General features: G+C 68.7%; 24 protein-coding genes (1 of these 24 only partly in view). 10 read left to right on the top strand and 14 right to left on the bottom strand.

Annotation, left to right across the window (positions count from 1 at the left end):
- Positions 1-20: 20 nt before the first annotated feature.
- Together FHW78_RS09265 and FHW78_RS09260 are read right to left on the bottom strand one after the other, a co-directional pair.
- On the bottom strand, positions 21-2,075 hold the full coding sequence (locus tag FHW78_RS09265; protein WP_183639597.1) for a S9 family peptidase: 2,055 nt from the start codon (positions 2,073-2,075) through the stop codon (positions 21-23).
- A gap of 141 nt (positions 2,076-2,216) precedes the next feature.
- The gene (locus FHW78_RS09260) at positions 2,217-3,128 is read right to left on the bottom strand and encodes a sigma-70 family RNA polymerase sigma factor (protein ID WP_183639596.1); all 912 of its coding nucleotides are present in this window, start codon (positions 3,126-3,128) and stop codon (positions 2,217-2,219) included.
- A gap of 159 nt (positions 3,129-3,287) precedes the next feature.
- Between FHW78_RS09260 and FHW78_RS09255 the strand changes: the two genes are divergently transcribed.
- Entirely contained in the window at positions 3,288-3,746 is a 459-nt protein-coding gene (locus FHW78_RS09255; protein WP_141455123.1) for a carboxymuconolactone decarboxylase family protein, read from the top strand.
- A gap of 105 nt (positions 3,747-3,851) precedes the next feature.
- Here FHW78_RS09255 and FHW78_RS09250 read toward each other — a convergent pair whose 3' ends face one another.
- The 3 genes from FHW78_RS09250 to FHW78_RS09240 form a co-directional block, all read right to left on the bottom strand.
- The gene (locus FHW78_RS09250) at positions 3,852-4,613 is read right to left on the bottom strand and encodes a phytochelatin synthase family protein (protein WP_183639595.1); all 762 of its coding nucleotides are present in this window, start codon (positions 4,611-4,613) and stop codon (positions 3,852-3,854) included.
- A 188-nt stretch (positions 4,614-4,801) separates the two neighbouring features.
- Positions 4,802-6,304, bottom strand: coding sequence for a YifB family Mg chelatase-like AAA ATPase (locus FHW78_RS09245; protein ID WP_183639594.1), 1,503 nt, complete (start codon positions 6,302-6,304; stop codon positions 4,802-4,804).
- A gap of 10 nt (positions 6,305-6,314) precedes the next feature.
- Positions 6,315-6,584 (bottom strand): accessory factor UbiK family protein, encoded by a 270-nt coding sequence (locus FHW78_RS09240; RefSeq protein ID WP_183639593.1) that lies wholly within the window; start codon positions 6,582-6,584, stop codon positions 6,315-6,317.
- A 175-nt stretch (positions 6,585-6,759) separates the two neighbouring features.
- On the opposite strand from FHW78_RS09240, the gene FHW78_RS09235 reads away from it, so the two are divergent.
- Both FHW78_RS09235 and FHW78_RS09230 read left to right on the top strand, forming a co-directional pair.
- Entirely contained in the window at positions 6,760-7,098 is a 339-nt protein-coding gene (locus FHW78_RS09235) for a P-II family nitrogen regulator (RefSeq protein WP_141455127.1), read from the top strand.
- Positions 7,098-7,550, top strand: a complete 453-nt coding sequence (locus FHW78_RS09230) for a hypothetical protein (protein WP_183639592.1) — start codon at positions 7,098-7,100, stop codon at positions 7,548-7,550. Before FHW78_RS09235 ends, FHW78_RS09230 begins: the two co-directional genes overlap by 1 nt.
- Before the next feature lie 64 nt (positions 7,551-7,614).
- Here the strand turns inward: FHW78_RS09230 and speE are convergent, their stop codons facing one another.
- Complete coding sequence (gene speE, locus FHW78_RS09225) at positions 7,615-8,466, bottom strand: polyamine aminopropyltransferase (protein WP_183639591.1); 852 nt, start codon at positions 8,464-8,466, stop codon at positions 7,615-7,617.
- Positions 8,467-8,639: 173 nt separating this feature from the next.
- Between speE and speA the strand changes: the two genes are divergently transcribed.
- Positions 8,640-10,529, top strand: a complete 1,890-nt coding sequence (gene speA, locus FHW78_RS09220; RefSeq protein ID WP_183639590.1) for an arginine decarboxylase — start codon at positions 8,640-8,642, stop codon at positions 10,527-10,529.
- A gap of 83 nt (positions 10,530-10,612) precedes the next feature.
- Here speA and FHW78_RS09215 read toward each other — a convergent pair whose 3' ends face one another.
- The 4 genes from FHW78_RS09215 to radC all read right to left on the bottom strand — a co-directional run bounded on the left by FHW78_RS09215 (position 10,613) and on the right by radC (position 14,834).
- A complete protein-coding gene (locus FHW78_RS09215; protein WP_183639589.1) occupies positions 10,613-11,362 on the bottom strand; it encodes an SDR family NAD(P)-dependent oxidoreductase in 750 nt (249 codons plus the stop codon).
- A 152-nt stretch (positions 11,363-11,514) separates the two neighbouring features.
- Entirely contained in the window at positions 11,515-12,348 is an 834-nt protein-coding gene (locus FHW78_RS09210) for an SPOR domain-containing protein (RefSeq protein WP_183639588.1), read from the bottom strand.
- A 15-nt stretch (positions 12,349-12,363) separates the two neighbouring features.
- A complete protein-coding gene (argS, locus tag FHW78_RS09205) occupies positions 12,364-14,052 on the bottom strand; it encodes an arginine--tRNA ligase (RefSeq protein WP_183639587.1) in 1,689 nt (562 codons plus the stop codon).
- 107 nt (positions 14,053-14,159) lie between these two features.
- Positions 14,160-14,834: a DNA repair protein RadC gene (gene radC, locus FHW78_RS09200; RefSeq protein WP_183639586.1), complete on the bottom strand. Its 675-nt coding sequence runs from the start codon at positions 14,832-14,834 to the stop codon at positions 14,160-14,162.
- A gap of 94 nt (positions 14,835-14,928) precedes the next feature.
- On the opposite strand from radC, the gene coaBC reads away from it, so the two are divergent.
- From coaBC to FHW78_RS09185, 3 genes are read left to right on the top strand one after another with little or no spacing between them, the layout of a single operon-like run.
- Positions 14,929-16,149 carry a bifunctional phosphopantothenoylcysteine decarboxylase/phosphopantothenate--cysteine ligase CoaBC gene (coaBC, locus tag FHW78_RS09195; protein ID WP_183639585.1) on the top strand — a complete coding sequence of 407 codons (1,221 nt, stop codon included), beginning with the start codon at positions 14,929-14,931 and terminating at the stop codon, positions 16,147-16,149.
- Positions 16,146-16,616 carry a dUTP diphosphatase gene (gene dut / locus FHW78_RS09190; protein ID WP_141455139.1) on the top strand — a complete coding sequence of 157 codons (471 nt, stop codon included), beginning with the start codon at positions 16,146-16,148 and terminating at the stop codon, positions 16,614-16,616. Before coaBC ends, dut begins: the two co-directional genes overlap by 4 nt.
- 16 nt (positions 16,617-16,632) lie before the next feature.
- On the top strand, positions 16,633-18,963 hold the full coding sequence (locus tag FHW78_RS09185) for a phosphomannomutase/phosphoglucomutase (RefSeq protein WP_183639584.1): 2,331 nt from the start codon (positions 16,633-16,635) through the stop codon (positions 18,961-18,963).
- A 56-nt stretch (positions 18,964-19,019) separates the two neighbouring features.
- On the opposite strand, the gene FHW78_RS09180 is transcribed toward FHW78_RS09185, so the two are convergent.
- Positions 19,020-19,712, bottom strand: coding sequence for a hypothetical protein (locus tag FHW78_RS09180; protein ID WP_183639583.1), 693 nt, complete (start codon positions 19,710-19,712; stop codon positions 19,020-19,022).
- Positions 19,713-19,731: 19 nt separating this feature from the next.
- Positions 19,732-20,409, bottom strand: a complete 678-nt coding sequence (gene pyrE, locus FHW78_RS09175) for an orotate phosphoribosyltransferase (protein ID WP_183639582.1) — start codon at positions 20,407-20,409, stop codon at positions 19,732-19,734.
- Positions 20,410-20,521: 112 nt separating this feature from the next.
- Here pyrE and FHW78_RS09170 point away from each other — a divergent pair, with 112 nt between their 5' ends.
- The 3 genes from FHW78_RS09170 to FHW78_RS09160 are packed head-to-tail and all read left to right on the top strand — an operon-like array spanning position 20,522 to position 22,886.
- The gene (locus FHW78_RS09170) at positions 20,522-21,295 is read left to right on the top strand and encodes an exodeoxyribonuclease III (protein WP_141455142.1); all 774 of its coding nucleotides are present in this window, start codon (positions 20,522-20,524) and stop codon (positions 21,293-21,295) included.
- Positions 21,292-22,608: an MFS transporter gene (locus tag FHW78_RS09165; RefSeq protein ID WP_183639581.1), complete on the top strand. Its 1,317-nt coding sequence runs from the start codon at positions 21,292-21,294 to the stop codon at positions 22,606-22,608. The genes FHW78_RS09170 and FHW78_RS09165 overlap by 4 nt, the downstream gene beginning before the upstream one ends.
- Before the next feature lie 50 nt (positions 22,609-22,658).
- Positions 22,659-22,886, top strand: coding sequence for a hypothetical protein (locus FHW78_RS09160; RefSeq protein ID WP_183639580.1), 228 nt, complete (start codon positions 22,659-22,661; stop codon positions 22,884-22,886).
- A 6-nt stretch (positions 22,887-22,892) separates the two neighbouring features.
- Here the strand turns inward: FHW78_RS09160 and FHW78_RS09155 are convergent, their stop codons facing one another.
- A complete protein-coding gene (locus FHW78_RS09155; protein ID WP_183639579.1) occupies positions 22,893-24,038 on the bottom strand; it encodes an anhydro-N-acetylmuramic acid kinase in 1,146 nt (381 codons plus the stop codon).
- 91 nt (positions 24,039-24,129) lie between these two features.
- Positions 24,130-25,253: the 3' portion of a peptidoglycan DD-metalloendopeptidase family protein gene (locus tag FHW78_RS09150; RefSeq protein WP_183639578.1), read on the bottom strand. It continues 334 nt past the right edge of the window; 1,124 of the gene's 1,458 nt are visible here — the last part of the coding sequence; its start codon lies beyond the right edge, outside the window; the stop codon is at positions 24,130-24,132.

Genomic DNA, 25,253 nt, shown 5'->3' with positions numbered 1-25,253 from the left:
GGCCGCATCCCGAATGGTGCTTACTTCTTCACCGCCTGCTGATGCGACTTCAACGCCTCGGTCAGGCCCGGCACGCCGTCGGCGCCGGCGGGCACGCTGATGCTGGAGCCGGCGAAATCCTGGCCGATGGGTTCGGCGCGTCCGCCCAGGCACTGGGCCAGGAAGCCTTCGGTCACCGCGTTGAACGCCTTGCTGTTCTCGGGGCGGTGGAAGCCATGGCCTTCATCCGGGAACAGCACGTAGGTAACCGGGATCTTCTTGGCCTGCATCGCCTTGACGATCTGGTCGCTCTCGGCCTGTTTCACCCGCGGGTCGTTGGCGCCCTGGCCGATCAGCAGCGGTTTCTTGATTTGGTCGGCGCGGGTCAGCGGTGAGCGTTCGGTCAGCCACTTGCGGCCTTCCTCGGTGCGCGGGTCGCCCATGCGCTTGGCGAGCTGCTCGAAGAAGCTGGCCCAGTACGGCGGCACCGTGCTCAGCAGGGTGTTGAGGTTGGACGGGCCGACGATGTCGACGCCGCAGGCGAACGTGTCCGGGGTGAAGGTCAGGCCGGCCAGGGTGGCGTAGCCACCGTAGCTGCCGCCCATGATCGCCACCTTGTCGGAAGTCGTCACGCCCTGCTTGACCGCCCATTGCACGCCATCGATCAGATCGTCGTGCATCTTGGCGGCCCACTCGCCGTTGCCGGCGTTGGTGAATTCCTTGCCAAAGCCGGTGGAGCCGCGGAAATTGACCGACAGGACCGCGTAGCCGCGGTTGGCCAGCCACTGATTGGTGTTGCTGTAGCCGTAGGCGTTGCGCGACCACGGACCGCCATGCACCAGCAGCACCATCGGCACCGGCGTGTCGGCCTTGCCATCGTTGTTGGCGTCGGCGCTATGCGGCAGGGTCAGATAGCTGACCAGGGTCTTGCCGTCGCGGGACCTAATCTCCACCGGCCATTGCGCCACCAGCGGCTTGCCATCGAGCTTCGGCTGCACCGAGAACAGCTTGGTCAGCTTGCCGGCGTCGCGGTCGTAGCGGTAAAAGACCGCCGGTGTCTGCGGAGCGGCGTAGACCACGATCCAGGTCTTGTCGTCGTGGGTGCGCGCGGCCACGCTGGTGTCGCCGGGACCGATGCCGCGAAGGCGCTCCAGATCCTTGGCGATGGACGGATCCACCACCTTCCATTCCTCGCGCAGGTAGTCCGAGGCGACCGCCTGAACCCGTCCGGTGACCGGATGGCTCAGCGAATCGCCGACGTCCGCGCGCGCGTCCTCGAACACCAGTTCGCGCTTGCCGCTGGCCACGTCGATGGCATACAGCGCGGCGGTGTTGCGCTTGCGCGAATCGGTGAAGTACAGGGTCTTGCCGTCGCTGGTCAGGCCACCCGGACCGGTGGTCAGCGAATCCTCGAACGGCACGTCGTCGAACTTGCTCCAGCCGCCCTTGCCGTCGGCGGCGAGCACGTCCTGGCCACCGTCGGGTCGCGCGCGGGTGGCGAAGCGCAGGGTGTAGTCGGCGTCGGCGATATAGCCGGCAATCTGGGCGTCGTTCTTCTGCACCAGTTCGCGCTTGCCGCTGGCCAGATCGACCTTGTAGAGGTCGTGCCACTGCGGGTCGCGATCGTTCATGCCCACCAGGATCGTGTCCGGATGGCGATCGCTGACACCCGCGACCTGCGCGCGGGTCTTCGGAAACGGCGACAGATCCCTGGACTCGCCGGACTTCAGATCCACCGCGTAGAGATGGAAATCCTCGTCGCCACCGGTGTCGCGGAGATAGAGCAGGGTATCGGTCCGGTAGGACCAGAAATACTGGCGGATGCCGCGCGCCTTGTCGGACGTCACCGCCCGGGCCTGCGACGGATTTTCCGCCGGCGCCACCCACACGTTGGCCACGCCATCGACCGGCGCTACCCAGCTCAGGTAGCGGCCATCCGGGCTGATCTGCACATTGCTGCGCTCGGGATTGCCGAACAGGATCTCGCGCGGGATGAGTTCGACCTCGGACGATGCGGCGGCGGCCTGTTGCGCGAAGGCAAGCGGACTGACGAGTGCGGCGGACAGTGCCGTCGCGATCAGGGTGGTGCGGAGCATGGCGTTCCTCCTGGATGAGCCGTGTGGTGGCGGACGCGGCGTCGCCGCGAAAACGCAGTAGACCACACGCCCCCGCGTCGCGGCGGAGTGTCGAAAGTCCGGGGGCCGGTTGGGTGCTTCCGCGAAAGGGAGGCTGGCGCCTCAGGGCAGCGGGCCGATCTCGGTGACCCTGGCCGATGCCACGCGGGCGGGTTCGGCGATGACATCGATGGCGACGATACGGCCGTCGCGCACGGCCATCCGGAGCAGGGCGCGCGGAACGCCGTCCGGTGCCCAGATGGCGGCGGGCAAGCCATCGACCAGCGCGGTCTGTCCGGCCTGGGCGCGGCCGAGGAAGGCATGGGCCACGGCGTCGACGCCATGCCGTTCGCGCGCCAGCACCGGTGCGCCGTCACCCTGACTGTCGCGGCTGCCCTCGACCGCGGCGACATCGGCGCGCAGCACCACGTCCGGCGCCAGCAGCGACAGCAGCCCCTGGAGATCGCCGGTGCGCGAGGCGAGCAGGAAGGCATCGACCACCTGGCGGGCACGCGCGCGATCGGCCAGCGCGTCTGCGCCGGCACCCTGGACCCGGCGCCGCGCACGGCTGGCCAGCTGCCGCGTGGCTTCCACGCTGCGATCCAGCATGCGGGCAATCTCTTCGTACGGCACCGCGAACATGTCGTGCAGTACGAACGCCACGCGCTCGGCCGGGGCCAGCGTATCCAGCACGATCAGCATGGCCGGGCCGATCGAATCGGCCAGCAGCACCTCGTGTTCCGGACCGGCACTGGCATCGGCGGCGGGCAGCGCCGCGTCCGGCACCAGGTCCATCGATTCCTCGCTGCGCACCTTGCGCGCGCGCAGCAGATCCAGCGCCAGCCGGGTCACCACCGTCGTCAGCCAGCCGGCAAGATTGCCGACCTCGGTCGCGTCGGCACGATTCAGGCGCAACCACGCCTCCTGCACCACGTCCTCGGCTTCGGCGTGCGAGCCCAGCATGCGGAACGCAACGGCCTCGAGCCGGGTGCGGTTGGACTGGAACTGTTCGGCCAGTCGATGCAAATCTGTCATGGAGAAAGATCCTGGGAGAAACCCGTTTGACGCGCCAGCGGGCCGGGACGTGACGCAACGTTCGGAAAAAAGAAACGATCCGCGATGATGGAGATGTATCCGTCACGCCGGCCGATGCCGGCGCGTCATGGGAATGACCACCAACCAAAGGAAGTTCCCATGCAAGCCCGTATGCCCAACCCCGCCGTCATCCACCACGATGCCATGAAGGCGCTGCTCGCGCTGCACCAGTCCACGCAAGGCAAGGGCATCTCCGATGCCCTGCTGCACCTCATCGACCTGCGGGTCAGCCAGATCAATGGCTGCAGCTTCTGCGTGGACATGCATGCCCGCGAATGCCGGCAGGCCGGTGAAACCGACGAGCGGTTGTTCGCCGTAGCGGTCTGGCGTGAAGCGCCGTGGTTCACCGAGGCCGAGCGCGCCGCGCTGGAACTGGCCGAGGCGGTGACCCGCATCGCCGACCGCGGCGATGCCGTCAGCGACGAGGTCTGGTCCCGCGCCCGAGCCCACTACGACGAAGCCGCATTGGCCTCGTTGCTGATCGCCATCGCCAACATCAACGTCTGGAACCGCCTGAATGTCGCCACGCGCCAGCCGGCCGGGCAGCGGGTGAGTTGATCCACGATTCGCCGAATCGCGGGCCGTTCCGCGCAAGGCCGATCCTGTGCGGCGATGCGGAAGCGATGGCGCACGTCGGGATGTTCCAGGGGAGTCGCCTGACCCTCAACGCCGGTCGAAGCCGACCGGCGAAGCGGCGGACACGGTATGCGCGCCGCGAACCACGAGATAGCCTCGCGTGGTCGTGGTCTTCTTGTTCAACGGCGCGCGCATCGCCGTCCAGACCTTGTCCAGATCCGCCCAGACCGGTGGATACCGGTGAGCGGCGACGTCCAGGATGAGCAGGCGATCACTGGGCGCGTGATAGGCGGCGACCGGCGAAATGTGGCCCATGCGGACCTGGCCCAGATCCGCGCGTTGGTAGTTCACCAGCAGGTAGTCGCCCTCGCGGCGCAGGTTCTCGCGCGCCCGTTGCCGGAACGAGGCCCGGTCCGTCGCCGAGGCGAACACCACGTCCACCTGCGCGCCATGCGCGCGCAGCAGGCCGGCCAGTCCGTTGAGCGACATCCCTTTGAAACTCGTTTTCAGCGGACCCGGCCCGGCGTGTGGATGCGCGAACAGGGCGCGCGGGTCCCGCGGCGCGTCGGCGATGCCGGCTGCGTTGAGCACGGTGATGGCACTGGCCACGCCGCAATAGGCCTTGCGCGTCTGCGGGACGAAACTGCCGGTCAACTCGTCATGGTCGGCGCGCTCGCTTTCGGCCAACAGGCGCCGGCCCAGCGGCGAGTCCAGCGGAATCAGATCCCCGGGCAACGCCAGCATCCGCGGTACCGGCGCGCGCAGGTATTCGTTCCACACCGCGCCCGCGCCGCCCGCCACCGCGATCAGGACGACCGCAAACAGTCCGACCAATCCCGCCCGCTTCATGGCGACCTCGGCTATGGCGAAAGCGCGCCGCCGCCGTTTTCGCGGCAGGCGGCCAAACGACTACAGCGCGAAATGGATGAAATGGCAGTGAAGCAACAGGTACCCGGCAATGATGCCCGTAGGGGGTGGCTGGAGTGAAACCGGAACGGGCATTCGAGCCGGATCTGCCGGCAGCGGCGCCATGCCCTCTAGGGCTTGCCCCGGTCAATCCTCCGGTATCCCAATGCCTCGGTCAGATGGGATCTGTCGATGCGCTCGGCGCCGGCCAGATCCGCGATGGTCCGCGCCACCCGCAGCACCCGCTGCATGGAGCGCGCGGAAAGCCGGAGCCGATCGATCGCGTGTTCCAACAATGCCTGGTCGGCATCGTCGAGCCTGCACAGCGTCAGGGTTTCCGCTTGGCCCAGTTGCGCGTTGAGCCGGCCGGCGCGCGCCAGCTGGATCGCGCGCGCCTGTTCCACCCGCACCCGCACCTGCGCGCTGGTCTCGCCCGGTGGCGCATCCGGACGCAATTCCCTCGGCGGCAGGCGCGGCACCTCCACATGCAGATCGATGCGGTCCAGCAACGGGCCGGAAATGCGGCCGCGATACCGCTGCACGACATCGCTGGAGCAGCGGCAACGCCCGCTGTTGTCGCCGGCCCAGCCGCATGGGCAGGGATTCATCGCCGCGACGAGCTGGAAGCGCGCGGGAAACTCGGCGCTGCGTGCCGCGCGCGAGATGGACACCGTGCCGGACTCCAGGGGCTCTCGCAGCACTTCCAGCGCGCGTCGGTCCCACTCGGGCAATTCGTCGAGGAACAGCACGCCGTTGTGGGCCAGGGAAATCTCACCCGGACGCGGTTCGGTGCCGCCTCCCACCAGTGCGACTGCGCTGGCGGTATGGTGCGGACTGCGGAACGGTCGCCGCCGCCAGCGCGCCGGATCCAGCCCGCGGCCGCTGATCGATGCGATGGCGGCCGTTTCCAGCGCCTCCGCTTCGCTGGCTTCCGGCAGCAGTCCGGGCAGCCGCGACGCCAGCAGGGTCTTGCCGCAACCGGGCGAGCCGACCAGCAGCAGATGGTGGTTGCCGGCGGCCGCCACCTCCAGCGCGCGGCGCGCCTGCACCTGCCCGCGCACGTCACTGAGATCGGGAACGAACGATGCGTCGGGCGGCGGTGTTTCGGCGACCGGCAGTTCGCGCTGGCCGCCCAGGGCGGCGCAGACCTCCAGCAGGGTGCGCGCGGTGCGAGCCTGGCCGTCGCGGGCGAGCGCCGCTTCCGGACCGTTGGCCGGCGCGACAATCAGCGTCCGTTGCGCGCGCGCGGCGGCCAGCGCCGCCGGCAGCACGCCGTCGACGCCGCGCAGCTCGCCGGTCAGGCCGAGTTCGCCGAGGAACTCGTAATCGGCCAGCGCGTCGCGCGGGATCTGCCCGCTGGCGGCCAGGATGCCGAGCGCGATGGGCAGGTCGAAGCGCCCGCCGTCCTTGGGAAGATCGGCCGGCGCCAGGTTGACGGTGATGCGGCGGGCCGGGAATTCGAACTGCGCGCAGAGGATGGCGGCGCGCACGCGGTCGCGTGCCTCGCGTACCGCCGCCTCGGGCAGGCCGACGATGTGGGTCTGAGGCAGGCCACCGGACAGGTGCACTTCCACCCTGACCGGAGGCGCGGCCACACCCGCCCGTGCACGGCTGTGCACCAGCGCCAGGCTCATGGCGGCGGAATCAGGACTGGGCGGTGGGTGCGGAGGCGGGCGGTGCCGCTTCCAGTGCCTGGACAGTGCGTTCCAGGGCTTCGAGTTTCTCGCGGGTGCGCAGCAGGACCGCGCGCTGGACCTCGTACTCCTCGCGGGTCACCAGGTCCAGCCTGGAGAGGCCGCTCTGCAAGGCGCCCTTGAACGCCTGCTGCAGTTCCTCGCGGGATTCGCGCAGGCCCGGCGGGACCAGATCACTGAGGCGGCGGGCGAGGTCGTCGAGATGGTTGAGATCGATCATGGGGGGTCTCCGGCAGTGAAGCCGAGCATTGCATCCGGGAGTCGTCCCGGCCATCGGGATTCACCGCGTCGCGCCATCGGAGAAATCCCGCGGCGCCAGGTCGACATTGAACCCGACCCCCGCCCCGGCCGCAACCACGATATGCTGCCGCCAGCATTTCCGGAGAACAGTCCCGATGAAGATGATCATGGCCATCATCAAGCCGTTCAAGCTGGACGACGTGCGCGAAGCACTCGCCGAATCCGGCATCGCCGGCATCACCGTCACCGAGGTCAAGGGCTTCGGCCGGCAGAAGGGCCACACCGAGCTGTACCGCGGCGCCGAGTACGTCGTCGACTTCCTGCCCAAGGTGAAGCTGGAAGTGGCGGTGACCGACGAGCAGGCCGAATCGGTGGTGGAAGCCATCGTCAAGGCCGCCGGCACCGGCAAGATCGGCGACGGAAAGGTGTTCGTCTACGACCTGGAGCGGGTGGTGCGCATCCGCACCGGTGAACTGGACGCGGACGCGCTGTAGTGCGCGTCGCGAAGCGGTTCCTGTTCATCGCGCTGCTGTGCCTGGCGGCGACGGTATCGGCGACGAGCGTGGTTCCCAAGCCGCTGGCCGAAATGGTGCGGGAAGCCGACCATGTCGTTGTGGCGACGATCACCCGCGTCGACATGGTGGACGGCAAGGGCCGGTTGCTTACGGATCCCGAGTCGCGGACCGGTCCCGGTTTGGCCAACCAGATGCGTCTGCATCTGGAGGTCCATGAAGTGATCGCCACGCGGCTGCCACCGGTTTCCCGCACGATCCGGGTGCCGTTGTGGATGATGTGGCACTACGAGTTGGGCACCATGCAGAAGCATCTCACCGGCCAGCGTGGCATTTTCCTGCTCACCGGGCGCGACTACCAGCCGGTGTATCCGGCCAACTTCCAGCGTTCGCTGGATGAGCGGGCGGAGATACAGCGCTTGCTGGAGCACTGAGATCAGGAGTACCAGATAAAAAAAGCCCCGCATCGCGGGGCTTTTTTTATCGAACCGGCAGCGCTTACTCGCCCAGCGCCTTGGCCACGAACGGCGGGGCGACCAGCGCGCCGGTGTGTAGGTGCGCGCTGTAGTACAGGGTGTCGAAGCCCTTGTTGGCGGCGTCCTGCTGGCGGAAGTCGAAACCGCCGGACTTGCGTGCCATGGTGACGCTCCACCAGCCGGTCGGGTAGCACGGCTGCGGGAACGGCAGGGTCTTGAAGGCGGTGAAGCCGGCCTTGCCCATCTCGCCGCGCATTTCCTTGATCAGGTCCAGCAGCGCCAGCGGCGACTCGGACTGCTGCACCAGGATGCCGTCGTCCTTCAGCGCGCGGAAGCAGCTTTCGTAGAAGGCCTTGTTGAACAGGCCCTCGGCCGGGCCGACCGGATCGGTGGAGTCCACGATCACGATGTCCACGCTGCCGGCCGGGCAGTTGGCCATGTAGGCCACGCCGTCGTCGAACAGCAGCTCGGCGCGCGCGTCGCCGTTGGATTCGCACAGCTCGGGGAAGTACTTCTCCGACATGCGGGTGACCTGCTCGTCGATGTCGCACTGGGTGGCGCTTTCCACGCCCGGGTGCTTGAGCACCTCGCGCAGGGTGCCGCAGTCGCCGCCGCCGATGATCACCACGCGCTTGGGCGCGGCGTGGGTGAACAGCGCCGGGTGGCTGATCATCTCGTGATAGAAGAAGTTGTCGCGCGTGGTCAGCATCACCGCGCCGTCGATGATCATCAACTTGCCCCAGTCGGTGGTGTCGTAGATCTCGATCTTCTGGAACGGCGACTGCACCTCGTCCAGCTTGCCGGTGACGCGGTAGCCGATGGCCGAGCCGGTGGGCTGGAAGTGTTCGATGTACCAGTTGTCGTTCGTGGTCATGGTCTGTCCTGGGTGGGGAAGGATCCGGCCGTTGTCGGCGGGCGCGACGGCCGTGGCCGGTGGGCCCGCGGCCACCGGGGTGAGGCGGGGACGGCGAGGGCGCGCATTGTAACGAACCCCCATGACCACTGCCTGTAGAATGCGCGTCCGTTCGTATTCAGCTGGAAACGCCGATGTCCTGGTCCACCGACCAAGCCCGCAAGACCTATTCCATCCCGCACTGGGCGGAAGGGTATTTCGACGTGGACGCCGCCGGCCGCATGGTGGTCTCGCCCAAGGGCGACGGCGGACCGGTCATCCCGTTGCCGGAGGTGGTGGATGCCGCGCGAGCCAACGGCGCCAAGCTGCCGCTGCTGGTGCGCTTCCCGGACATCCTGGGCGACCGCCTGGGCAAGCTGCAGGCCGCCTTCGCCCAGGCGCAGGCCGACTGGGATTACCGTGGTGGTTACACCGCCGTGTACCCGATCAAGGTCAACCAGCATCGCGGCGTGGCCGGCACCCTGGCCTCGCACGCCGGCGAGGGCTTCGGCCTGGAAGCGGGCAGCAAGCCCGAGCTGATGGCGGTGCTGGCGCTGTCGCGCCCCGGCGGCCTCATCGTCTGCAACGGTTACAAGGATCGCGAGTACATCCGGCTGGCCCTGATCGGCCGCAAGCTGGGCCTGCAGACCTTCATCGTGGTGGAAAAGCCCTCCGAGCTGCCGCTGGTCATCGAGGAGGCGCGCAAGCTGGGCGTCAAGCCGGGCCTGGGCGTGCGCATGCGCCTGGCCACGCTGGGCGCGGGCAAATGGCAGAACAGCGGTGGCGACAAGGCCAAGTTCGGCCTGTCGCCGCGCCAGGTGCTGGATCTGTGGAAGTACCTGCGCGACGCCGGCCTGCAGGATTGCCTGGGCCTGCTGCATTTCCACATGGGCTCGCAGATCTCCAACGTCCGCGACATCGCCAACGGCATGCGCGAGGCGACCCGCTACTTCGTCGAGCTGTCCAAGCTGGGCGCGAGCATCACCCATGTCGACGTCGGCGGCGGCCTGGGCATCGACTACGAAGGCACCCGTTCGCGCAGCTACTGCTCGATCAACTACGGCCTGAACCAGTACGCCAGCAACATCGTGCAGCCGCTGGCCGACGCCTGCGAGCAGCACGGGTTGACCCCGCCGCGCATCGTCACCGAGTGCGGCCGCGCGATGACCGCGCACCACGCGGTGCTGGTGGTCAACGTGGCCGAGGTGGAGCAGGCGCCGGAAGGCCGCGTGCCGCCCGCCCACGACGACGAACCGGCGGTGATCCGCCATCTGCGCGAGATCCACGCCGAACTGGACGAGCGGCCGGCCGTCGAGCTGTTCCACGAAGCACAGCATCATCACAGCGAGGGCCTGTCCCTCTACGCGCTGGGCCAGCTGGATCTGGTCCATCGCGCGCGCATCGACGATCTGTTCTACGCCATCGCCCATGCCGTGCGCGGGCGCCTGAGCAGCGACGAGCGCAGCCACCGGGATCTGCTGGACGAACTCAACGAACGGCTGGTGGACAAATATTTCGTCAACTTCAGCGTGTTCGAATCGATTCCCGACGTGTGGGCCATCGACCAGGTCTTCCCGATCCTGCCGATCGAGCGCCTGGACGAAGCACCGGACCGCCGCGGCGTGATCGCCGACATGACCTGCGACTCGGACGGCATGGTGGAAACCTATGTCGAGAACGAAGGGCTGGACACCTCGCTGCCGCTGCATTCGCTCAGGTCCGGCGAAAGCTACCGGCTGGGCATCTTCCTGGTCGGTGCGTACCAGGAAATCCTCGGCGACATCCACAATCTGTTCGGCGACACCGATGCGGTGGAAGTCAGCGCCGACACCGGCACCGGCTACCTGCTCACCCAGCAGCGCCGCGGCGACACCACCGACGTGATGCTGGATTACGTGGGCTACAAGCTGGATGACCTGCGCACCGCGTACCGTACCCGTGTCGCCGAAGCCGGATTGCCGCAGGAAGAAGCGGCGGCCCTGTCCGACGCGCTCGAAGCCGGCCTGACCGGCTACACCTACCTGTCGGACGAACCGCTGGCGTAAGCCACGAACCTGCCCTTCCCCCGCTCGCGGGGGAAGGTGCCCGAAGGGCGGATGGGGGCGAAGCGGTCGGGGTCACACCCCCATCACCCCCGATGCACCTGGAATCCGGCGAACGACTGCGTCACCGGCATCAGCTCCAGGCGATTGATGTTCAGATGCGGCGGCAGCGTGGCGACCCAGAACAGGGTTTCGGCGATGTCCTCGGCGGTCATCGGCGCCGCGCCCGCATACAGCTTGTCCGACGCGCCCTGATCGCCATGCGTGCGCACCAGGGTGAATTCGGTTTCGGCCATGCCCGGCTCGATCGAAGTCACCCGCACGCCGGTGCCGTGCAGATCCGAGCGCAGGCCCAGCGAGAACTGGGTGACGAACGCCTTGGTCCCGCCGTAGGCATTGCCGCCCGGATAGGGGTAGGTGCCGGCGATCGAACTGATGTTGATGATCGCGCCCTTGCGCTCGATCAGCGCCGGCAGCAGGCGATGGGTGAGGGTGATCAGGCTGCCGATGTTGGTGGCGATCATGGTCCGCCAGTCTTCCAGGCTGGCCGCTTGTGCCGGCGCGGTACCCAGCGCGAGACCGGCGTTGTTGATCAGCAGATCAATCCCGCGAAAGGCTTCCGGCAATGCCGCCAGCGCGGCATCCATGGCGGCTTCGTCGCGGATGTCGAAGGCCGCCGCGTGCACGTGGTCGCCGCCGAGTTCGTCCACCAGCGCCTGCAGCCGATCCGCGCGACGACCGGTGGCGATCACGCGCCAGCCGTCGGCGACGAAACGGCGCACGGCGGCGGCGCCGAAACCGGAGGTCGCTCCGGTGATGAGGGCGGTTCGGGTCATGGGGGCTCCTTGAAAATCAGCCGCACGCCTGGGGATTCAGCGTGTGGGTGGGATACAAACAAAAGCCCGCCACGCGGGCTGCGCGTGGCGGGCGGATATCGAAACGGGATGCGGCATGCGGACTCCTCGGCGCTCGCGGGAGTCCGGCGCGATCACTGGGCCTTGATGGCCATCGCGGGCAGGCCGCCGCTGGCCAGCTTCTGCTTGGCCTCGGCCAGTTCGCTGGCGGTGCCGTAGGGTCCCATGCGCACGCGATAGACGGTCTTGCCGCCGATCTGCGCGGACTCGACCCGCGCGCTCAGGCCCAGCAGGGCGATCTTGGCCTTGGTGGCCTCGGCGTCGCCGGACGCGCCGAACGCGCCGGCCTGCAGGATGTAGCGCGCGCTGGTGTCCGCGTCGGCGACCGTGCGCGGTTGCGCGGGCTTGCTCGTCGGCGCGGTGGCCGGACTGGATGTCGTGGCGGCGGCGGTCGCCGGTGCCTCGTCGATCGGGCGCGGCAGCGTCGCCGGCGTGGTGCCGGTGGCGGGAGTGGTGGTGGCGGGCGTCGCCGCCGCTGCCGCAGCCGCGGCCTTTTCCTCGCGTGCCTTGCGCGCGGCTTCCTCGCGCGCGCTGGCGGCCAGCTCGGCGTCGGACATCTGCACTTCCTTGCCCGGCAGCAGGGTGTAGAAGTCGTACTGCGGTTCCTTGGCCGGCGCCTGCGCGTCGGCATCGCCATTCGCCGCCTGCGTCGCGCCGGACGCGGCGCCGCTGAGGGTGCCCGCCGATTCGGGCACCACCGCCTCGACATCGGCCGAAGCCACCGGTGCCGGCTGCGCGTCGGGATTCGGCTGCGGCCGGAAGAAGCCGTCGCCATCCTTCTTCATCAGGCCGGGCGCGATGAAGTAGATCGCCAGACCGATGAGCAGGCCGAGCAGCAGCCACACCCAGGCCGGGGTGGCGTGGCTGGAATTACGGGTGGCCTGACTCTTGCCGCGACGTGCCGCCATTCAAAAAATCTCCGGTTACATTTTTTCGGGCGCGCTCACGCCCAACAGATCCATGCCGTTGGCCAGCGCCTGCCGCACGGCCGAGGCCAGCGCCAGGCGCGCGTCGCGCGCATCGGCGTCCTCGACCAGCACCGGCGTGCCGCCGTACCACGTGTGGAAAGCATAGGCCAACTCGCGCAGGTATTGCGCGATGGCATGGGGTTCCAGCGACTCGCCCGCCGCTTCCACCACTTCCGGATAGCGCGACAGTTCCACCATCAGCGCGAGCGACGATTCGTCGTCCAGCCGGGCGAGGTGGGCCAGGCCATTGGCCGGGTCGTAGGCGTAGCCCTTTTCGGCCGCCTGGCGATGCAGGCTGCACACGCGAGCATGCGCGTACTGCACGTAGAACACTGGATTGTCGTTGCTCTGCTGGCGCGCCAGATCGATGTCGAAGGTCAGCTGCGAGTCCGGCTTGCGGGCGATCAGGAACCAGCGCGTGGCATCGCGTCCGGCTTCCTCGATGAGATCGCGCAGGGTGAAGTAGCTGCCGGCGCGCTTGGAGAGTTTCACTTCCTCGCCGCCGCGCATCACCGTGACCATCTGGTGCAGCACGTATTCGGGATAACCGGCGGGAATGCCCTCGTCCAGCGCCTGCAGGCCGGCGCGCACGCGCGCCAGCGAACCATGGTGGTCGGCGCCCAGCTCGGTGATCGCGCGACCGTAGCCACGCTGCCACTTGCTCAGGTGGTAGGCCACGTCCGGCACGAAGTAGGTGTAGGTGCCATCGGATTTGCGCATCACCCGGTCCTTGTCGTCGCCGAAGTCGGTGGACTTCAGCCACAGGGCGCCGCCTTCCTCGTAGGTATGGCCGGAGGCGACCAGCTTGCCGACGGTCTCCTCGACCTTGCGGTCGGCGTACAGCGAGCTTTCCAGGAAGTACACGTCGAACGAGACGCCGAACGCGGCCAGATCCAGGTTCTGCTCGCGGCGCAGGTAGGCCACGGCGAACTGGCGGATGGCATCCAGGTTGTCGGGATCCTTGCCGCCCACGACCACGTGATCTTCGAACTCGACGCTGTCGCCGGCCAGATACGCCTGTGCGACGTCACCGATGTAGTCGCCGCGATAGCCGTCTTCCGGCCAGCCTTCGCTGTCCGGGGTCAGGCCCTTCGCGCGCGCCTGGGTGGACCTGGCCAGGTTGTCGATCTGCACGCCGGCATCGTTGTAGTAGAACTCGCGGCGGGTGTCCCAGCCGTTGGCGGCCAGTACCCGGGCTATGCAGTCGCCGATGGCGCCGGCGCGGCCGTGGCCGACATGCAGCGGACCGGTCGGGTTGGCCGAGACGTATTCCACGCCCACCACGCGGCCGGCGCCACTCTGGTTGCGGCCGTAGGCGGGGCCCTGCTGCAGGGCGGTGGCGACCTCGCGCTGGTAGGCGACGGTGGTCAGGTGGAAATTGATGAAGCCGGGGCCGGCAATCTCCACTTTCGCCACGTCGTCGCTGGCCGGCAGGGCGGCCACCAGCGCGGTGGCGATGGCGCGCGGATTGCTGCGCGCGGCCTTGGCCAGCAGCATCGCGGCGTTGGTGGCGAAGTCCCCGTGTTCGCGGGTCTTGGGTCGCTCGACCACGAAATCCGGCGTGGCGGTGTCGGCCGGCAGGGTGCCGGCCTGGCGCAGGGCATCGATGCCCTGGGCGATCAAGGCGCGTAGGGAGGCTTTCACGGAGGGTCTGCGGATGTTGCGGGACCGGGCATTTTACGCGGAACCGGCAGGAGCGTCCGGCGGGGCCTGAACGGCGCGGCGCGGAGGACGCGATCCCGCCGGGGCGGTCACAGCCAGCCGCGCTCCGCCAGCGAGGTCGGCGGACCGTCCCCGACCACGAAATGGTCGAGCAGGCGGATGTCCATCAGCGACAGCGCGTCCCGCAGCCGCAGGGTGATCAGGCGGTCTGCCTCGGAGGGCGCGCTGTTCCCGGACGGGTGGTTGTGGCCGACGATCACGGCCGCGGCGTTGTGCGCCAAGGCCCGCCGGACCACCTCGCGCGGATGCACCTCGGCGCTGTCGAGGGTGCCGCGGAACAGCTCCTCGAACGCTAGCGCGCGGTGGCGCACATCCAGGAACAGCGCCGCGAACACCTCGTGATCGTGCGCGCGCAGGCGCTGGCTGAAGTAGCGGCCGGCGATGGTCGGGTCGGTCAGCTGCTCGCCGCGCTCCAGATCCGCGGCCAGGTGGCGGCGACCGATTTCCAGCGCGCCGGCCATCCGGCTCGCCCGGGCCGGCCCCAGCCCCGGCAGGGCGACCAGTTCCCTGGGCGGACGGTCGAGCAGCCGTCGCAGCGGTCCGTGGTTCGAGAGCAGGTCGCGGGCGGTGGCGACCGCATCGCGCCCGCGCAGGCCGGAACCGAGGAACAGCGCCAGGAGTTCGGCGTCTGAGAGCGCGGCGGGGCCGCGGGTGAAGAGCTTTTCACGGGGCCGTTCGTGGATGGGCCAGTCTCGGATGTGCATATGGTCAAGATGCCCGGTCCGCCACCACGCCGCCATCAGGCGGGAGGGGACCATCGGGTAAGCTAATCCCCTGTTCGTCTGTAGGAAACCCGACGTGACCGGAAGTCTCGAGCCACGGCCGCTGCAGGGCCAGCGCCTGCTGGTGTGTGTGGGCGGCGGCATCGCCGCGTACAAGTCGCTGGAACTGGTGCGGCGGCTGCGTGACGCCGGCGCCGATGTGCAGGTCGCCATGACCGAAGGCGCCCAGCAGTTCGTCACCGCGCTGAGCTTCCAGGCCCTGTCCGGCCATCCGGTCCGGACCAGCCTGTGGGACAGCGCCGCCGAAGCGGCCATGGGCCATATCGAACTCGCGCGCTGGGCCGATCGCATCCTGATCGCCCCGGCCACCGCCGACCTGCTGGCGCGGCTGACCTACGGATTCGCCAACGACTTGGTCACCACCCTGTGCCTGGCGACCACCGCGCCGATCACGGTCGCGCCCGCCATGAACCACCGGATGTGGCAGCACCCGGCCACGGTGGCCAATCTGGCGGTGCTGCGCGCGCGCGGCGTGCAGATCATCGGGCCGGAAGACGGCCCGCTGGCCGAAGGCGAATCCGGCCCCGGCCGGTTGAGCGAGCCGGAGGACATCGTCGCCGCGCTGGCCGCCGGCCACGCGCCGGCCGTGCGGGACCTGGCCGGCGTGCGCATCGTCGTCAGCGCCGGCCCGACCTACGAGGATCTGGATCCGGTCCGTTACCTGGGAAATCGCAGTAGCGGCAAGATGGGCTTCGCGGTGGCGGCCAGCGCGGCGCGGCGCGGCGCCGAGGTGGTGCTGGTGGCCGGTCCGGTCCATCTGCCGACCCCGGCCGGGGTCACCCGCATCGACGTGCGTTCGGCCGCGCAGATGCGCCAGGCCGTGTTCGGTGCGTTGCCGGCCGACATCTACATCGGCGCGGCCGCGGTCGCCGACTACACCCCGCGGGTGGCGGTGCCGAACAAGATCAAGAAGACCGGCGAAACCCTCAGCCTGGATCTGGTGCGCACGCCCGACATCCTGGCCGAGGTCGCGGCCCAGACCCAGGCGCTGAAGCTGGTGGTCGGGTTCGCCGCCGAGACCGAGAACGTCGAGCATTACGCGCGCGGCAAGCTGCAGGCCAAGCGCCTGGACATGATCGTCGCCAACCGGGTCGGCATCGCCGAAGGCGGTTTCGAAAGCGATCAGAACGCGCTGGTCGCCTATTGGAAGGACGGCGAGCGCGATTTCGGTTCGGCGCCGAAGACCCGGCTGGCCGATGCCCTGATGGATCTGATCGTGGAGCGACTGAACGCATGAGCCCGGCTGGCACGCAATCCGTGGAACTGAAACTGCTGGACCCCCGGTTCGGCGACGAATGGCCGTTGCCCGCGTATGCGACCGAGGCCAGCGCCGGCGTCGACCTGCGCGCGGCGCTCGACGCCACCCTCACCCTGCAGCCCGGCGACGCCGCGCTGGTGCCCAGCGGCCTGTCCGTGCACCTGGCCGATCCACAGCTGTGCGCGGTGGTGTTGCCGCGCTCCGGGCTGGGCCACCGGCATGGCATCGTGCTGGGCAACGGCACCGGCCTGATCGACGCCGACTACCAGGGGCCGCTGCTGATCAGTGTCTGGAACCGCGGCCACGAGGCCTTCACCATCCAGCCCGGCGACCGCATCGCCCAATTGGTGGTGCTGCCCATCGTGCGCGTAAGCTTCCAGGTGGTGGACGCATTCGCCGACAGCGCCCGGGGAGCAGGCGGTTTCGGCCATACCGGATTGCGCTGAGAGGGGACGGGCGCGAATGAGCAGATCGAGCGAAGCTGGACGTCGGTTGCCGCTGGGCGACCTTTCGCGGGCACTGCCCGGGTTGGCCGTGCTCGGCCTCCTGCTGGCCGGATGGCTGGGCTGGAGCGGCGTGCGCCAGTGGCGCGACGCCGATCGCGGCGAAGCACTGGAACAGGCCCGCGATGCCGGCGTGGCCGCGCTGGAATCCGCTTACCGGGACCAGATCGCGCAATTGACCCGGCGCATGGCCGGCGACGCGGTGAAGGCGGCGCTGGCCGGCAGCGATCCCGCCGCGACCGCGCAGGCCATCCGGCAGGGTTGGGCGGAGGCCGAGCACGTGGAGATCCTGCCGCGCGATCTGGCCCAGGCCTACGCCGATCCGGTCGCATTCGGTTACAGCCGGCTGGCCTTGCTGGAAGCGGCGCAACAAGGGCAGGCGGTGGTCGCGCGGGTGGTCCGGGATCAGGGCAAGGCGGCACTCGGGCTGGCCGTCGACACGGCGCAGGGCGTGGTCTACGCACGCCTGCCGCTGTCCCGGCTGACCGCCGGCTTCGAAGCCGTGGCGATGCCGCCGGGCACCTACCTGGCGCTGCGCCAGGGCAACTTCAACGTCGTCCAGCGCGGCAGCGCGAATCTGGCCGACGAGGCCGAAGTGATGGCGCATGCCGTGGGCAAGACCGGCCTGCGCGTGGCCGCGGCGCAACCGGACAGTGAATCCGGCCCGTTCGGGCTGGGCCCCCTGGGCAGTTCGATTGGCGCCGTGCTGGCGGCCGCGTTGGCGGTACTGGCCTGGCTGGCGGCCCGTGGCGGCCTGAAGATTCCCGCCCTGCGCCGCGGCGAGGCGGTCGTGGCCGATGCCGACGAGCCCACGCTGGGCCAGGCATTGGAGCGCGATCCGCTGCCGCCGGTCGCCAGGCCGACGAATTCCCCCCCACAGACAGGCAGCATGAGCAGAGAACGAATTCCGGTGGACGTCGATCCCGGCATCTTCCGCGCGTACGACATCCGCGGCATCGTCGGCAAAACCCTCAACGTGGAGGTCGCCGAGTGCATCGGCCAGGCCATCGGCAGCGTGATGCAGGAGCAGGACCTGACCGACATCGTGGTCGGGCGCGACGGCCGCCTGTCCGGGCCGGAATTGGTGGGCGGGCTGATTGCCGGCCTGCGCCGCGCAGGGCGCAACGTCATCGACATCGGCATGGTGCCCACGCCGGTGGCCTATTTCGGCGCCTACCAGTTGCGTGCCGGCAGCTGCGTGGCGGTGACCGGCAGCCACAATCCGCCGGACTACAACGGATTCAAGATCGTGGTGGGCGGTGAAACCCTTTCCGGCGCCACCATCACCGATCTGTACGAGCGCATCCGCGATGGCCGGCTGCACGAAGCCGCCACCCCGGGCGACTTGCAGGAACGCGACATCGCCGCCGACTACATCCAGCGGATCGCCGATGACGTGCAACTGGAGCGTCCGCTGAAGGTGGTGCTGGACGCCGGCAACGGCGTGGCCGGCGACATCGCGCCGCGCCTGCTTGAATCCATCGGCGCGGATGTCATTCCGCTGTACTGCGAAGTGGATGGCACGTTCCCCAACCACCACCCCGATCCGAGCGAACCCCACAACCTGGAAGACCTGATTCAGATGGTGAAGCGTTTCGACGCCGACCTGGGCCTGGCCTTCGACGGCGACGGTGATCGCCTCGGCGTGGTGACCCGGGAGGGCGCCGTGATCTTCCCCGATCGGTTGCTGATGCTGTTCGCCGCCGACGTGCTGGAACGCAATCCCGGCGCGATGATCATCTACGACGTCAAATGCACCGGAAAGCTGCAGCCCTGGATCCTGCGCAACGGCGGCACCCCGCTGATGTGGAAGACCGGGCATTCGCTGATCAAGGCCAAGATGCGCGAAACCGGCGCTGAACTGGCGGGCGAGATGAGCGGCCACTTCTTCTTCCAGGAACGCTGGTACGGCTTCGATGACGGCCTGTACTCCGCCGCGCGCCTGCTGGAAATCCTGGCCCTGCGCGAGGACACGCCGTCGGAAGTCCTGTCGGCGCTGCCGGACGGCATCGCCACCCCGGAGATCAAGGTGCCGGTGGAAGCGGAAACACCGCATGCGGTGGTCGAGCGTTTCGTCGAGACGGCGCGCTTCGACGGTGCCCGCGTGGCGACCATCGACGGCCTGCGGGCGGACTGGGACGACGGCTGGGGCCTGCTGCGCGCCTCCAACACCACGCCCATCCTGGTGTTGCGTTTCGAAGCCGACAACGAGGCGGCGCTCGCGCGCATCAAGGACGTGTTCCGTGCCCACCTGGCGCTGGTGGCGCCGGATCTGACGGCGACCTTCTAGTCCCGATCAAGGAGTTCCGCGCGACAACGGCAGGCCGCGCCGGAGCGCGGCGGCGCTCATGCATCGGGCGGTGCGGCGGCCGGCGAAGACCCGGTCGCTGGCGCCGCCGACGCCGGGTTGGGTCCCTTCATTTCGCGGTAGCGCTGCATGATCTCGGCGATTTCCACGTCCAGCTCCGCGCGCTGGCGTTCGAAACTGGCCTGCAGCTGGCGCTGGCGCATCAGATCCGCATGCCGGCTGCGGATGTTGGCGGTGGTCTCGGCCGCTACCGTCTGTCCTGCCAGTTCCCGGTCGCCGGCAACCTGCAGCAGGCTGACCAGGCCTTCGCGCAGGCTGACCACGTTGTAGCGCGCGGTCTTGATGTTGTTGTCGACGATGGCGATGCGCTCGTTGAACACCCGGCGCAGCTCTTCCTCGCTGCGATAGGACAACAGCATCGCCTGCTCGGTACGGCGGCGGGTTTCCTGCGCCGCTTCGTCCAGTTGCGCCTGGATCTTCGCCGCCTCCGCCTGCGCGCGCTCCTCCTCGGTCAGCGCCCGGTCCACTTCGGCGGTGCGCAGGCCGCTCGCGGCGTTGATTTCCTCGCGCGCGCGCGTCACCGCCTCGGCCGGCAGGGCATCGCTGCACACGCGCTGGCCGTTCTCGTTCCAGCAATAGAGTTTCTTGGCGGCCGGCTTGTCCTGCGCGCTGGCCAGCGCCATCGAGACCAGGCCCACCGGCAATGCCAGCCAGAAAATGGAACTCCGCATGTGCAGCCCCCTGCTGCCGTCAGTCCGACGAACCGCTGCCATAGCGCGCCCGGTAGGCGAGCAGGTCTTCGCGGTGATGGACAAGTTCCGCGCTTTCCCCGGCGAAATCAAGCAGATCGTGCAGGTTGGCCACGGCCACCACCGGCACGCCGGTTTCGGCGGCGACTGCCTGGGCGGCCGACAGCCGCGCGCTGCCCTGTCCGTCGCCGGGTTCGGTCAGCACCTCCTGCCGATCCAGCGCCACCACGATCCCGGCCGGGCGGCCGCCGCCGGCGCGGATCAGGCCCAGCGCCTCGCGGATGGCGGTTCCGGCGGTGATGACGTCGTCCACGATGAGCACGTTGCGGCCATCCAGCGGCGCGCCGATCAGCAGGCCGCCTTCACCGTGGCCCTTGGCTTCCTTGCGGTTGAAGGCCAGCGGCACGTCGCGGCCGCGACGCGCATACTCGCAGCCCACCGCGGTCGCCAGCGGAATGCCCTTGTAGGCGGGGCCGAACAGCAGATCGAACTGCAGGCCGGCGGCGTCCACCGCGTCGGCGTAGCAGGCCGCCAGCTCGGCCAGGCGGGCGCCGCTGTCGAAGCGGCCGGCGTTGAAGAAGTAGGGACTGAGCCGGCCGGACTTGAGGGTGAACTCGCCGAAGCGCAGGGCCTGCGCGTGCAGGGCGAGCTGGAGGAAGCGGGCGCGGTGATCGGACATGGCGGTGCATTCGGCGGGCGAGGGGTGGAAGCATAGCGGTTCCGTGCCACCGGCCTCCACGCATGCGGTACGCTCTTGCGACCCCTTTCCCGTTCCGCGGACCGTTTTTCACATGCGCATCATCAGTTTCAACGCCAACGGCCTGCGTTCGGCCGCCAACAAGGGTTTCTTCGAGTGGTTCGGCCAGCAGGACGCCGACGTGCTGTGCGTGCAGGAAACCAAGGCGCAGGAGCACCAGCTCAGCGGCCCGGCCTTCCTGCCGGAGGGCTACAAGGCCTGGTTCCGCGACGCCACCACCAAGAAGGGCTACAGCGGCGTGGCGATCTACAGCCGGCGCGAACCCGACGAAGTGCGCACCGCGCTGGGCTGGGACGAGTTCGACGAGGAAGGCCGCTATCTGGAGGCGCGCTACGGAAACCTCAGCGTGGTGTCCTTCTACATTCCGTCCGGTTCTTCCGGCGAACTGCGGCAGGGCTTCAAGTTCAGGGTGATGGACTGGCTGGCGCCAATCCTGGACGAATGGCGCCGCAGCGGGCGCGACTACGTGCTGTGCGGCGACTGGAACATCGTGCGCACCCGCCTGGACATCAAGAACTGGACGAGCAACCAGAAGAACTCCGGTTGCCTGCCCGCCGAACGTGATTGGCTCAACGGCATGTGCGTGGACGAGGGCGGCTGGGTCGATGCCTATCGCAGCCTGCACCCGGAAGGCCAGGACTACACCTGGTGGAGCAATCGCGGCGGCGCGCGCGCCAACAACGTCGGATGGCGCATCGACTATCAGTTCGTCACTCCGTCGCTGCGTGACCGCCTGCAGCGCTGCGCGATCTATCGCGACAGCTGGTTCTCCGACCACGCGCCGTTCACGGTGGACTACGCCGGATGAGCGTGCCCGCGGCGGCCAAGGCGCCGGTGTCCTACAAGGGCTGGTCCGGCATCCGGCGCGCATTCGCCACGCCGGCCGCCTTCACCATGCTGCTGCTCGGCTTCGGCAGCGGCCTGCCGTTCCTGCTGATTGCGTCGGCGACGCTCAGCACCCGCCTGCGCGACGTGGGACTGGACCTGGGCAGCATCGGCCTGATCAGCCTCGCCAGCTTTTTCTACCTGCTCAAGTTCGTATGGGCGCCGCTGGTGGATCGCTACACCTTTCCGTTGACCGCGTTTCTCGGGCGCCGGCGTTCGTGGCTGCTGGTGGCGCAATTGGGTGTGGCGGCGGGATTGTTCGCATTGGCGTTCACCCGCCCCGAACTCGGCGTCGGCGCGCTGGTGGGATGGGTGCTGTTCGCGTCGCTTGCCGGCGCGACCCAGGATTCGGTGGTCGACGCCTATCGCATCGAGATCGCGCCGGCCGAGGCGCAGGCCGCGCTCGCCGCCACCTACACGCTGGGCTACCGGGTTGGCCTGATCCTGGCCGGCGCCGGCGCGCTCTACATCGCCGAATTCAGCGGCTGGAAGAACGCCTACCTGGCGATGACCGCGCTGATGCTGCTACCGATCCTGGCCACGCTGTTCAGTCGCGAACCCGACGCGCCCGAAGCGGCCGTGAGCCGGCGCATCGATTTCATCGGCGCGTTCTGGCAGCCCTTCGTCAGCTTCTTCCAGACCAATGGCCTGATGCTGGGCGTGGTGCTGCTGCTGTTCGTGGGCCTGTTCAAGTTTCCCGACCAGGTGATCGGGGTGATGGCCGGGCCGTTCTACCTGGACTCCGGCTACAGCAAGTCCGACATCGCCACGGTCTCCAAGTTGTACGGGGTATGGACCGGCATCGCCGGCGCCTTCCTCGGCGGCGTGTGTGTGGCCGCTTTCGGCTTCCGCCGGATGCTGGCGATCGCGGCCATCGCGGTGGCCTGTTCCAACATCGCCTTCCTGCTGATGGCCCAGCACCCCTCCGAAATCTGGGCGTTCTACGCCGCCATCACCGCCGACAACCTCTCGCAGGGCTTTGCCGGCACCGTGCTGGTGGCGTTCATGTCATCGCTGACCAACCGCAATTTCACCGCCACCCAGTACGCGTTGCTGGTTTCGCTGGCGAACCTGCCGGGCAAGTTCATCGGCGGCGTGTCCGGCTACGTCGTCGAAGCCACGTCCTACAGCGCCTTTTTCCTGATGAGCGCGCTCACGGTCATCCCGACGCTGCTGCTGCTGGCCTGGTTGTGGAAGCATATCCGTGAGAATGAAGGTGGTGGCACGTCATCCTGATCAGCCGCAGGGCTGACCGGGGACGAGCGGGGCAGGCAAGGGGGACCGAGATGACCGACATCGTGCTGAAGGACATCGATCCGCTGCTGAGCGAGCGGATCCGCCGGATTGCCCAGGCCCGTGGCTGGAACATGCACGACACCCTGTTCAACCTGATCGAGCAGGGTCTGTTCCACTGCGAGGCGGAAGTCCGCAGCGGTTTCGACGATGGTGAAGTGGACGCGCTGACCGCGGCGATCAACGCCCTGAAGGACGTCCCGGCCGGCAAGGGTTTCTGAGCCGGTTCAGGCCGGAAACACCGTCCCCAGCACCCGCGGTCCCCTGGCGCCGGTGACGGCGGGCAGATTGCCGGGCCGTCCGGCGAGGGTTTCCCGGGCCAACCAGGCGAAACCCATCGCCTCCACGAAATCCGGATCCAGTCCGTGAGCGGCGGTGGATTCGACGCTCACCTCCGGCATCCAGGCCGCCAGCCGCGCCATCAGGCGCGCGTTGTGCACGCCGCCGCCGCAGACCAGCACCCGGCGCGTGCCGGGCTGGTTGGCGCGCAGGGCGTCTGCGACGGTGGCCGCGGTCAGTTCCAGCAGGGTGGCCTGCACGTCGGCAGGCGATGCCGGATGATCGCCCAATCGCGCCTCCAGCCAGGCCAGGTGGAACTGTTCGCGCCCGGTGCTCTTGGGCGGCGGCAGGGCGAACCAGGGCTCCTCGAGCAATCGCGCCAGCAGCGCTTCATTGGCCTGGCCACCCGCCGCGAACGCGCCGCCCGCGTCGAACGCCGCGCCGGTATGGTGTTCGCACCAGGCGTCCATCAATGCGTTGGCCGGGCCGGTGTCGAAACCGCGCACGGCGATCCCACCGCCGCTGCGCGGCAGCAGGGTGAAGTTGCCGATGCCGCCGAGGTTCAACACCGCGCGCTCCTCGCCCGCGGAACCCAGCAGGGCGGCATGGAAGGCCGGCATCAGCGGTGCGCCATGGCCGCCGGCGGCCACGTCGCGGCGGCGGAAGTCGGCCACCGTGTCGATACCGCTGCGTTCGGCGATCACGTTGCCGTCGCCGATCTGCCAGGTGAAGGGCGGATTGGCGTGCGGACGATGGCGGATGGTCTGGCCGTGCGAACCGATTGCGCGCACATCGCGGGCGGAAACGTCCGCTTCGCCGAGCAGGCGCAGGGCCGCGTCGGCAAAATGGATGCCGGTCAACGCATCCAACCGGCCCACCTCGTCCAGCGAAGGCGCATCGCCCCCCTGGCCGAGGGCGATCAACGCGGCGCGCGTGGCATCGTCCCAGCGATAGGTGCGGCCCAGCAGCAGTTCACAGCGCAGCGCGGAGCCAGGCTGATCGAAGCGCACCAGGGCGGCATCGATGCCATCGGCGCTGGTACCGGAGATCAGGCCCAGGAACAGCGCCGGGGACGCCTCGTCGGCAGGGGACATTGCGGGTTTCCGTGACTATGCGCGCACGCGCCGGTACGCCGAAGACTACGCCATGGGACTCCCGCCCTCGCGGAAGTCCCGGTGCCGCGGCTCAGCCCTTCTTGGACTTGCCGGCCGGCTTCTTGGCGTCGGCGACCTGGGTTTCCTTGGCCGGCTCGGCCGGGGAAACGTCGGCGTAGATGATGTTCTCCACCGTGCGGATGCGCGCGAGCGCATTGGCGGTGTAGGTGCGGAACGAAGCCAGTTGCGCGCCGGCCAGCGGTTCCGGCGGCGGCATCGTCACCGACAGCGGATTGCGGTGCACGCCATTGATGCGGAATTCGTAGTGCAGGTGCGGACCGGTGGCCAGGCCGGTGGAACCGACATAGCCGATCACCGTGCCCTGCGCGACCCGCTGGCCGACCTTGATCTTGCCCAGCCGTGACATGTGGCCGTACAGCGTGGTGTGGCCACGGCCGTGATCCAGGATCACCACCCGGCCATAACCGTTCTGCCAGCCGGCGAACTGCACGCGCGCATCACCGGCGGCCATGATCGGCGTGCCGGTCACCGCGGCGTAGTCCACGCCCTTGTGCATGCGCATCGTGCCCAGCACCGGATGGCGGCGCGCACCGAACTTCGAACTCAGGCGCGCATACGGAATCGGCATGCGGATGAAGTTCTTCTTCAGCGGACGGCCCGCGGCGGTGAAGTACTCCGGCTTGCCGCCCGGACGGGAGAAACGGAAACCCGAATGCAGCTTGCCGTCCACGGTGAACGTCGCCGCCTGCACCGGCCCGGTGCTGATCAGCTCACCCTCGCGCCAGGTCTGCTCGACCACCACGCTGAAGCGATCCTCCGGACCGAGGTCGGAGTTGAAGTCGATGTCGTACTTGAAGATGTCGTCGGTCAGCGAGTTGACGTTGGCGGCGGTCAGGCCGGCCTTGCGCGCCGAACGGTTGAGCGAACGGCCGACTTTGCCGCTGAGCACCACCGTGCGGGTGGTAGTCTCGCGCGCGACCACTTTCTCGGTGACCTTGTCGCCGTCCAGGCTGAGTTCGATCCGGTGCTGCGGATCCCGGTCGTAACGCAGTGTGCGCAGCTCGCCGGTGACGGGCAGGTCGAACGCCAGCTCGGTGCCGGGCTTGAGGCGGGTGAGTGCCCGCTTGGCGTCGGCGTTTTCCAGCAGCGCGTGCATGGTGCCCGACGGGATGTTCAATTCCTCGAAGATCGCGC

The sequence above is a fragment of the Pseudoxanthomonas sp. OG2 genome, assembly GCF_014192765.1.
Lineage (GTDB): Bacteria > Pseudomonadota > Gammaproteobacteria > Xanthomonadales > Xanthomonadaceae > Pseudoxanthomonas_A > Pseudoxanthomonas_A beigongshangi.
The sequence above is the reverse complement of the archived record's forward strand: the minus strand, read 5'-3'. Positions and strand labels throughout refer to the sequence as shown.

Excerpts from the sequence above, each read along its gene's own strand:
- FHW78_RS09185 (WP_183639584.1), top strand. The coding sequence starts at position 16,633 with ATGAGCAGATCGAGCGAAGCTGGACGTCGGTTGCCGCTGGGCGACCTT.
- FHW78_RS09245 (WP_183639594.1), bottom strand. The coding sequence starts at position 6,304 with ATGAGCCTGGCGCTGGTGCACAGCCGTGCACGGGCGGGTGTGGCCGCG.
- FHW78_RS09155 (WP_183639579.1), bottom strand. The coding sequence starts at position 24,038 with ATGTCCCCTGCCGACGAGGCGTCCCCGGCGCTGTTCCTGGGCCTGATC.
- FHW78_RS09165 (WP_183639581.1), top strand. The coding sequence starts at position 21,292 with ATGAGCGTGCCCGCGGCGGCCAAGGCGCCGGTGTCCTACAAGGGCTGG.
- FHW78_RS09210 (WP_183639588.1), bottom strand. The coding sequence starts at position 12,348 with ATGGCGGCACGTCGCGGCAAGAGTCAGGCCACCCGTAATTCCAGCCAC.
- FHW78_RS09250 (WP_183639595.1), bottom strand. The coding sequence starts at position 4,613 with ATGAAGCGGGCGGGATTGGTCGGACTGTTTGCGGTCGTCCTGATCGCG.
- FHW78_RS09215 (WP_183639589.1), bottom strand. The coding sequence starts at position 11,362 with ATGACCCGAACCGCCCTCATCACCGGAGCGACCTCCGGTTTCGGCGCC.
- radC (WP_183639586.1), bottom strand. The coding sequence starts at position 14,834 with ATGCACATCCGAGACTGGCCCATCCACGAACGGCCCCGTGAAAAGCTC.
- FHW78_RS09180 (WP_183639583.1), bottom strand. The coding sequence starts at position 19,712 with ATGCGGAGTTCCATTTTCTGGCTGGCATTGCCGGTGGGCCTGGTCTCG.
- speE (WP_183639591.1), bottom strand. The coding sequence starts at position 8,466 with ATGACCACGAACGACAACTGGTACATCGAACACTTCCAGCCCACCGGC.
- FHW78_RS09170 (WP_141455142.1), top strand. The coding sequence starts at position 20,522 with ATGCGCATCATCAGTTTCAACGCCAACGGCCTGCGTTCGGCCGCCAAC.
- FHW78_RS09235 (WP_141455127.1), top strand. The coding sequence starts at position 6,760 with ATGAAGATGATCATGGCCATCATCAAGCCGTTCAAGCTGGACGACGTG.
- FHW78_RS09160 (WP_183639580.1), top strand. The coding sequence starts at position 22,659 with ATGACCGACATCGTGCTGAAGGACATCGATCCGCTGCTGAGCGAGCGG.
- pyrE (WP_183639582.1), bottom strand. The coding sequence starts at position 20,409 with ATGTCCGATCACCGCGCCCGCTTCCTCCAGCTCGCCCTGCACGCGCAG.
- FHW78_RS09260 (WP_183639596.1), bottom strand. The coding sequence starts at position 3,128 with ATGACAGATTTGCATCGACTGGCCGAACAGTTCCAGTCCAACCGCACC.
- FHW78_RS09240 (WP_183639593.1), bottom strand. The coding sequence starts at position 6,584 with ATGATCGATCTCAACCATCTCGACGACCTCGCCCGCCGCCTCAGTGAT.
- FHW78_RS09255 (WP_141455123.1), top strand. The coding sequence starts at position 3,288 with ATGCAAGCCCGTATGCCCAACCCCGCCGTCATCCACCACGATGCCATG.
- speA (WP_183639590.1), top strand. The coding sequence starts at position 8,640 with ATGTCCTGGTCCACCGACCAAGCCCGCAAGACCTATTCCATCCCGCAC.
- dut (WP_141455139.1), top strand. The coding sequence starts at position 16,146 with ATGAGCCCGGCTGGCACGCAATCCGTGGAACTGAAACTGCTGGACCCC.
- FHW78_RS09265 (WP_183639597.1), bottom strand. The coding sequence starts at position 2,075 with ATGCTCCGCACCACCCTGATCGCGACGGCACTGTCCGCCGCACTCGTC.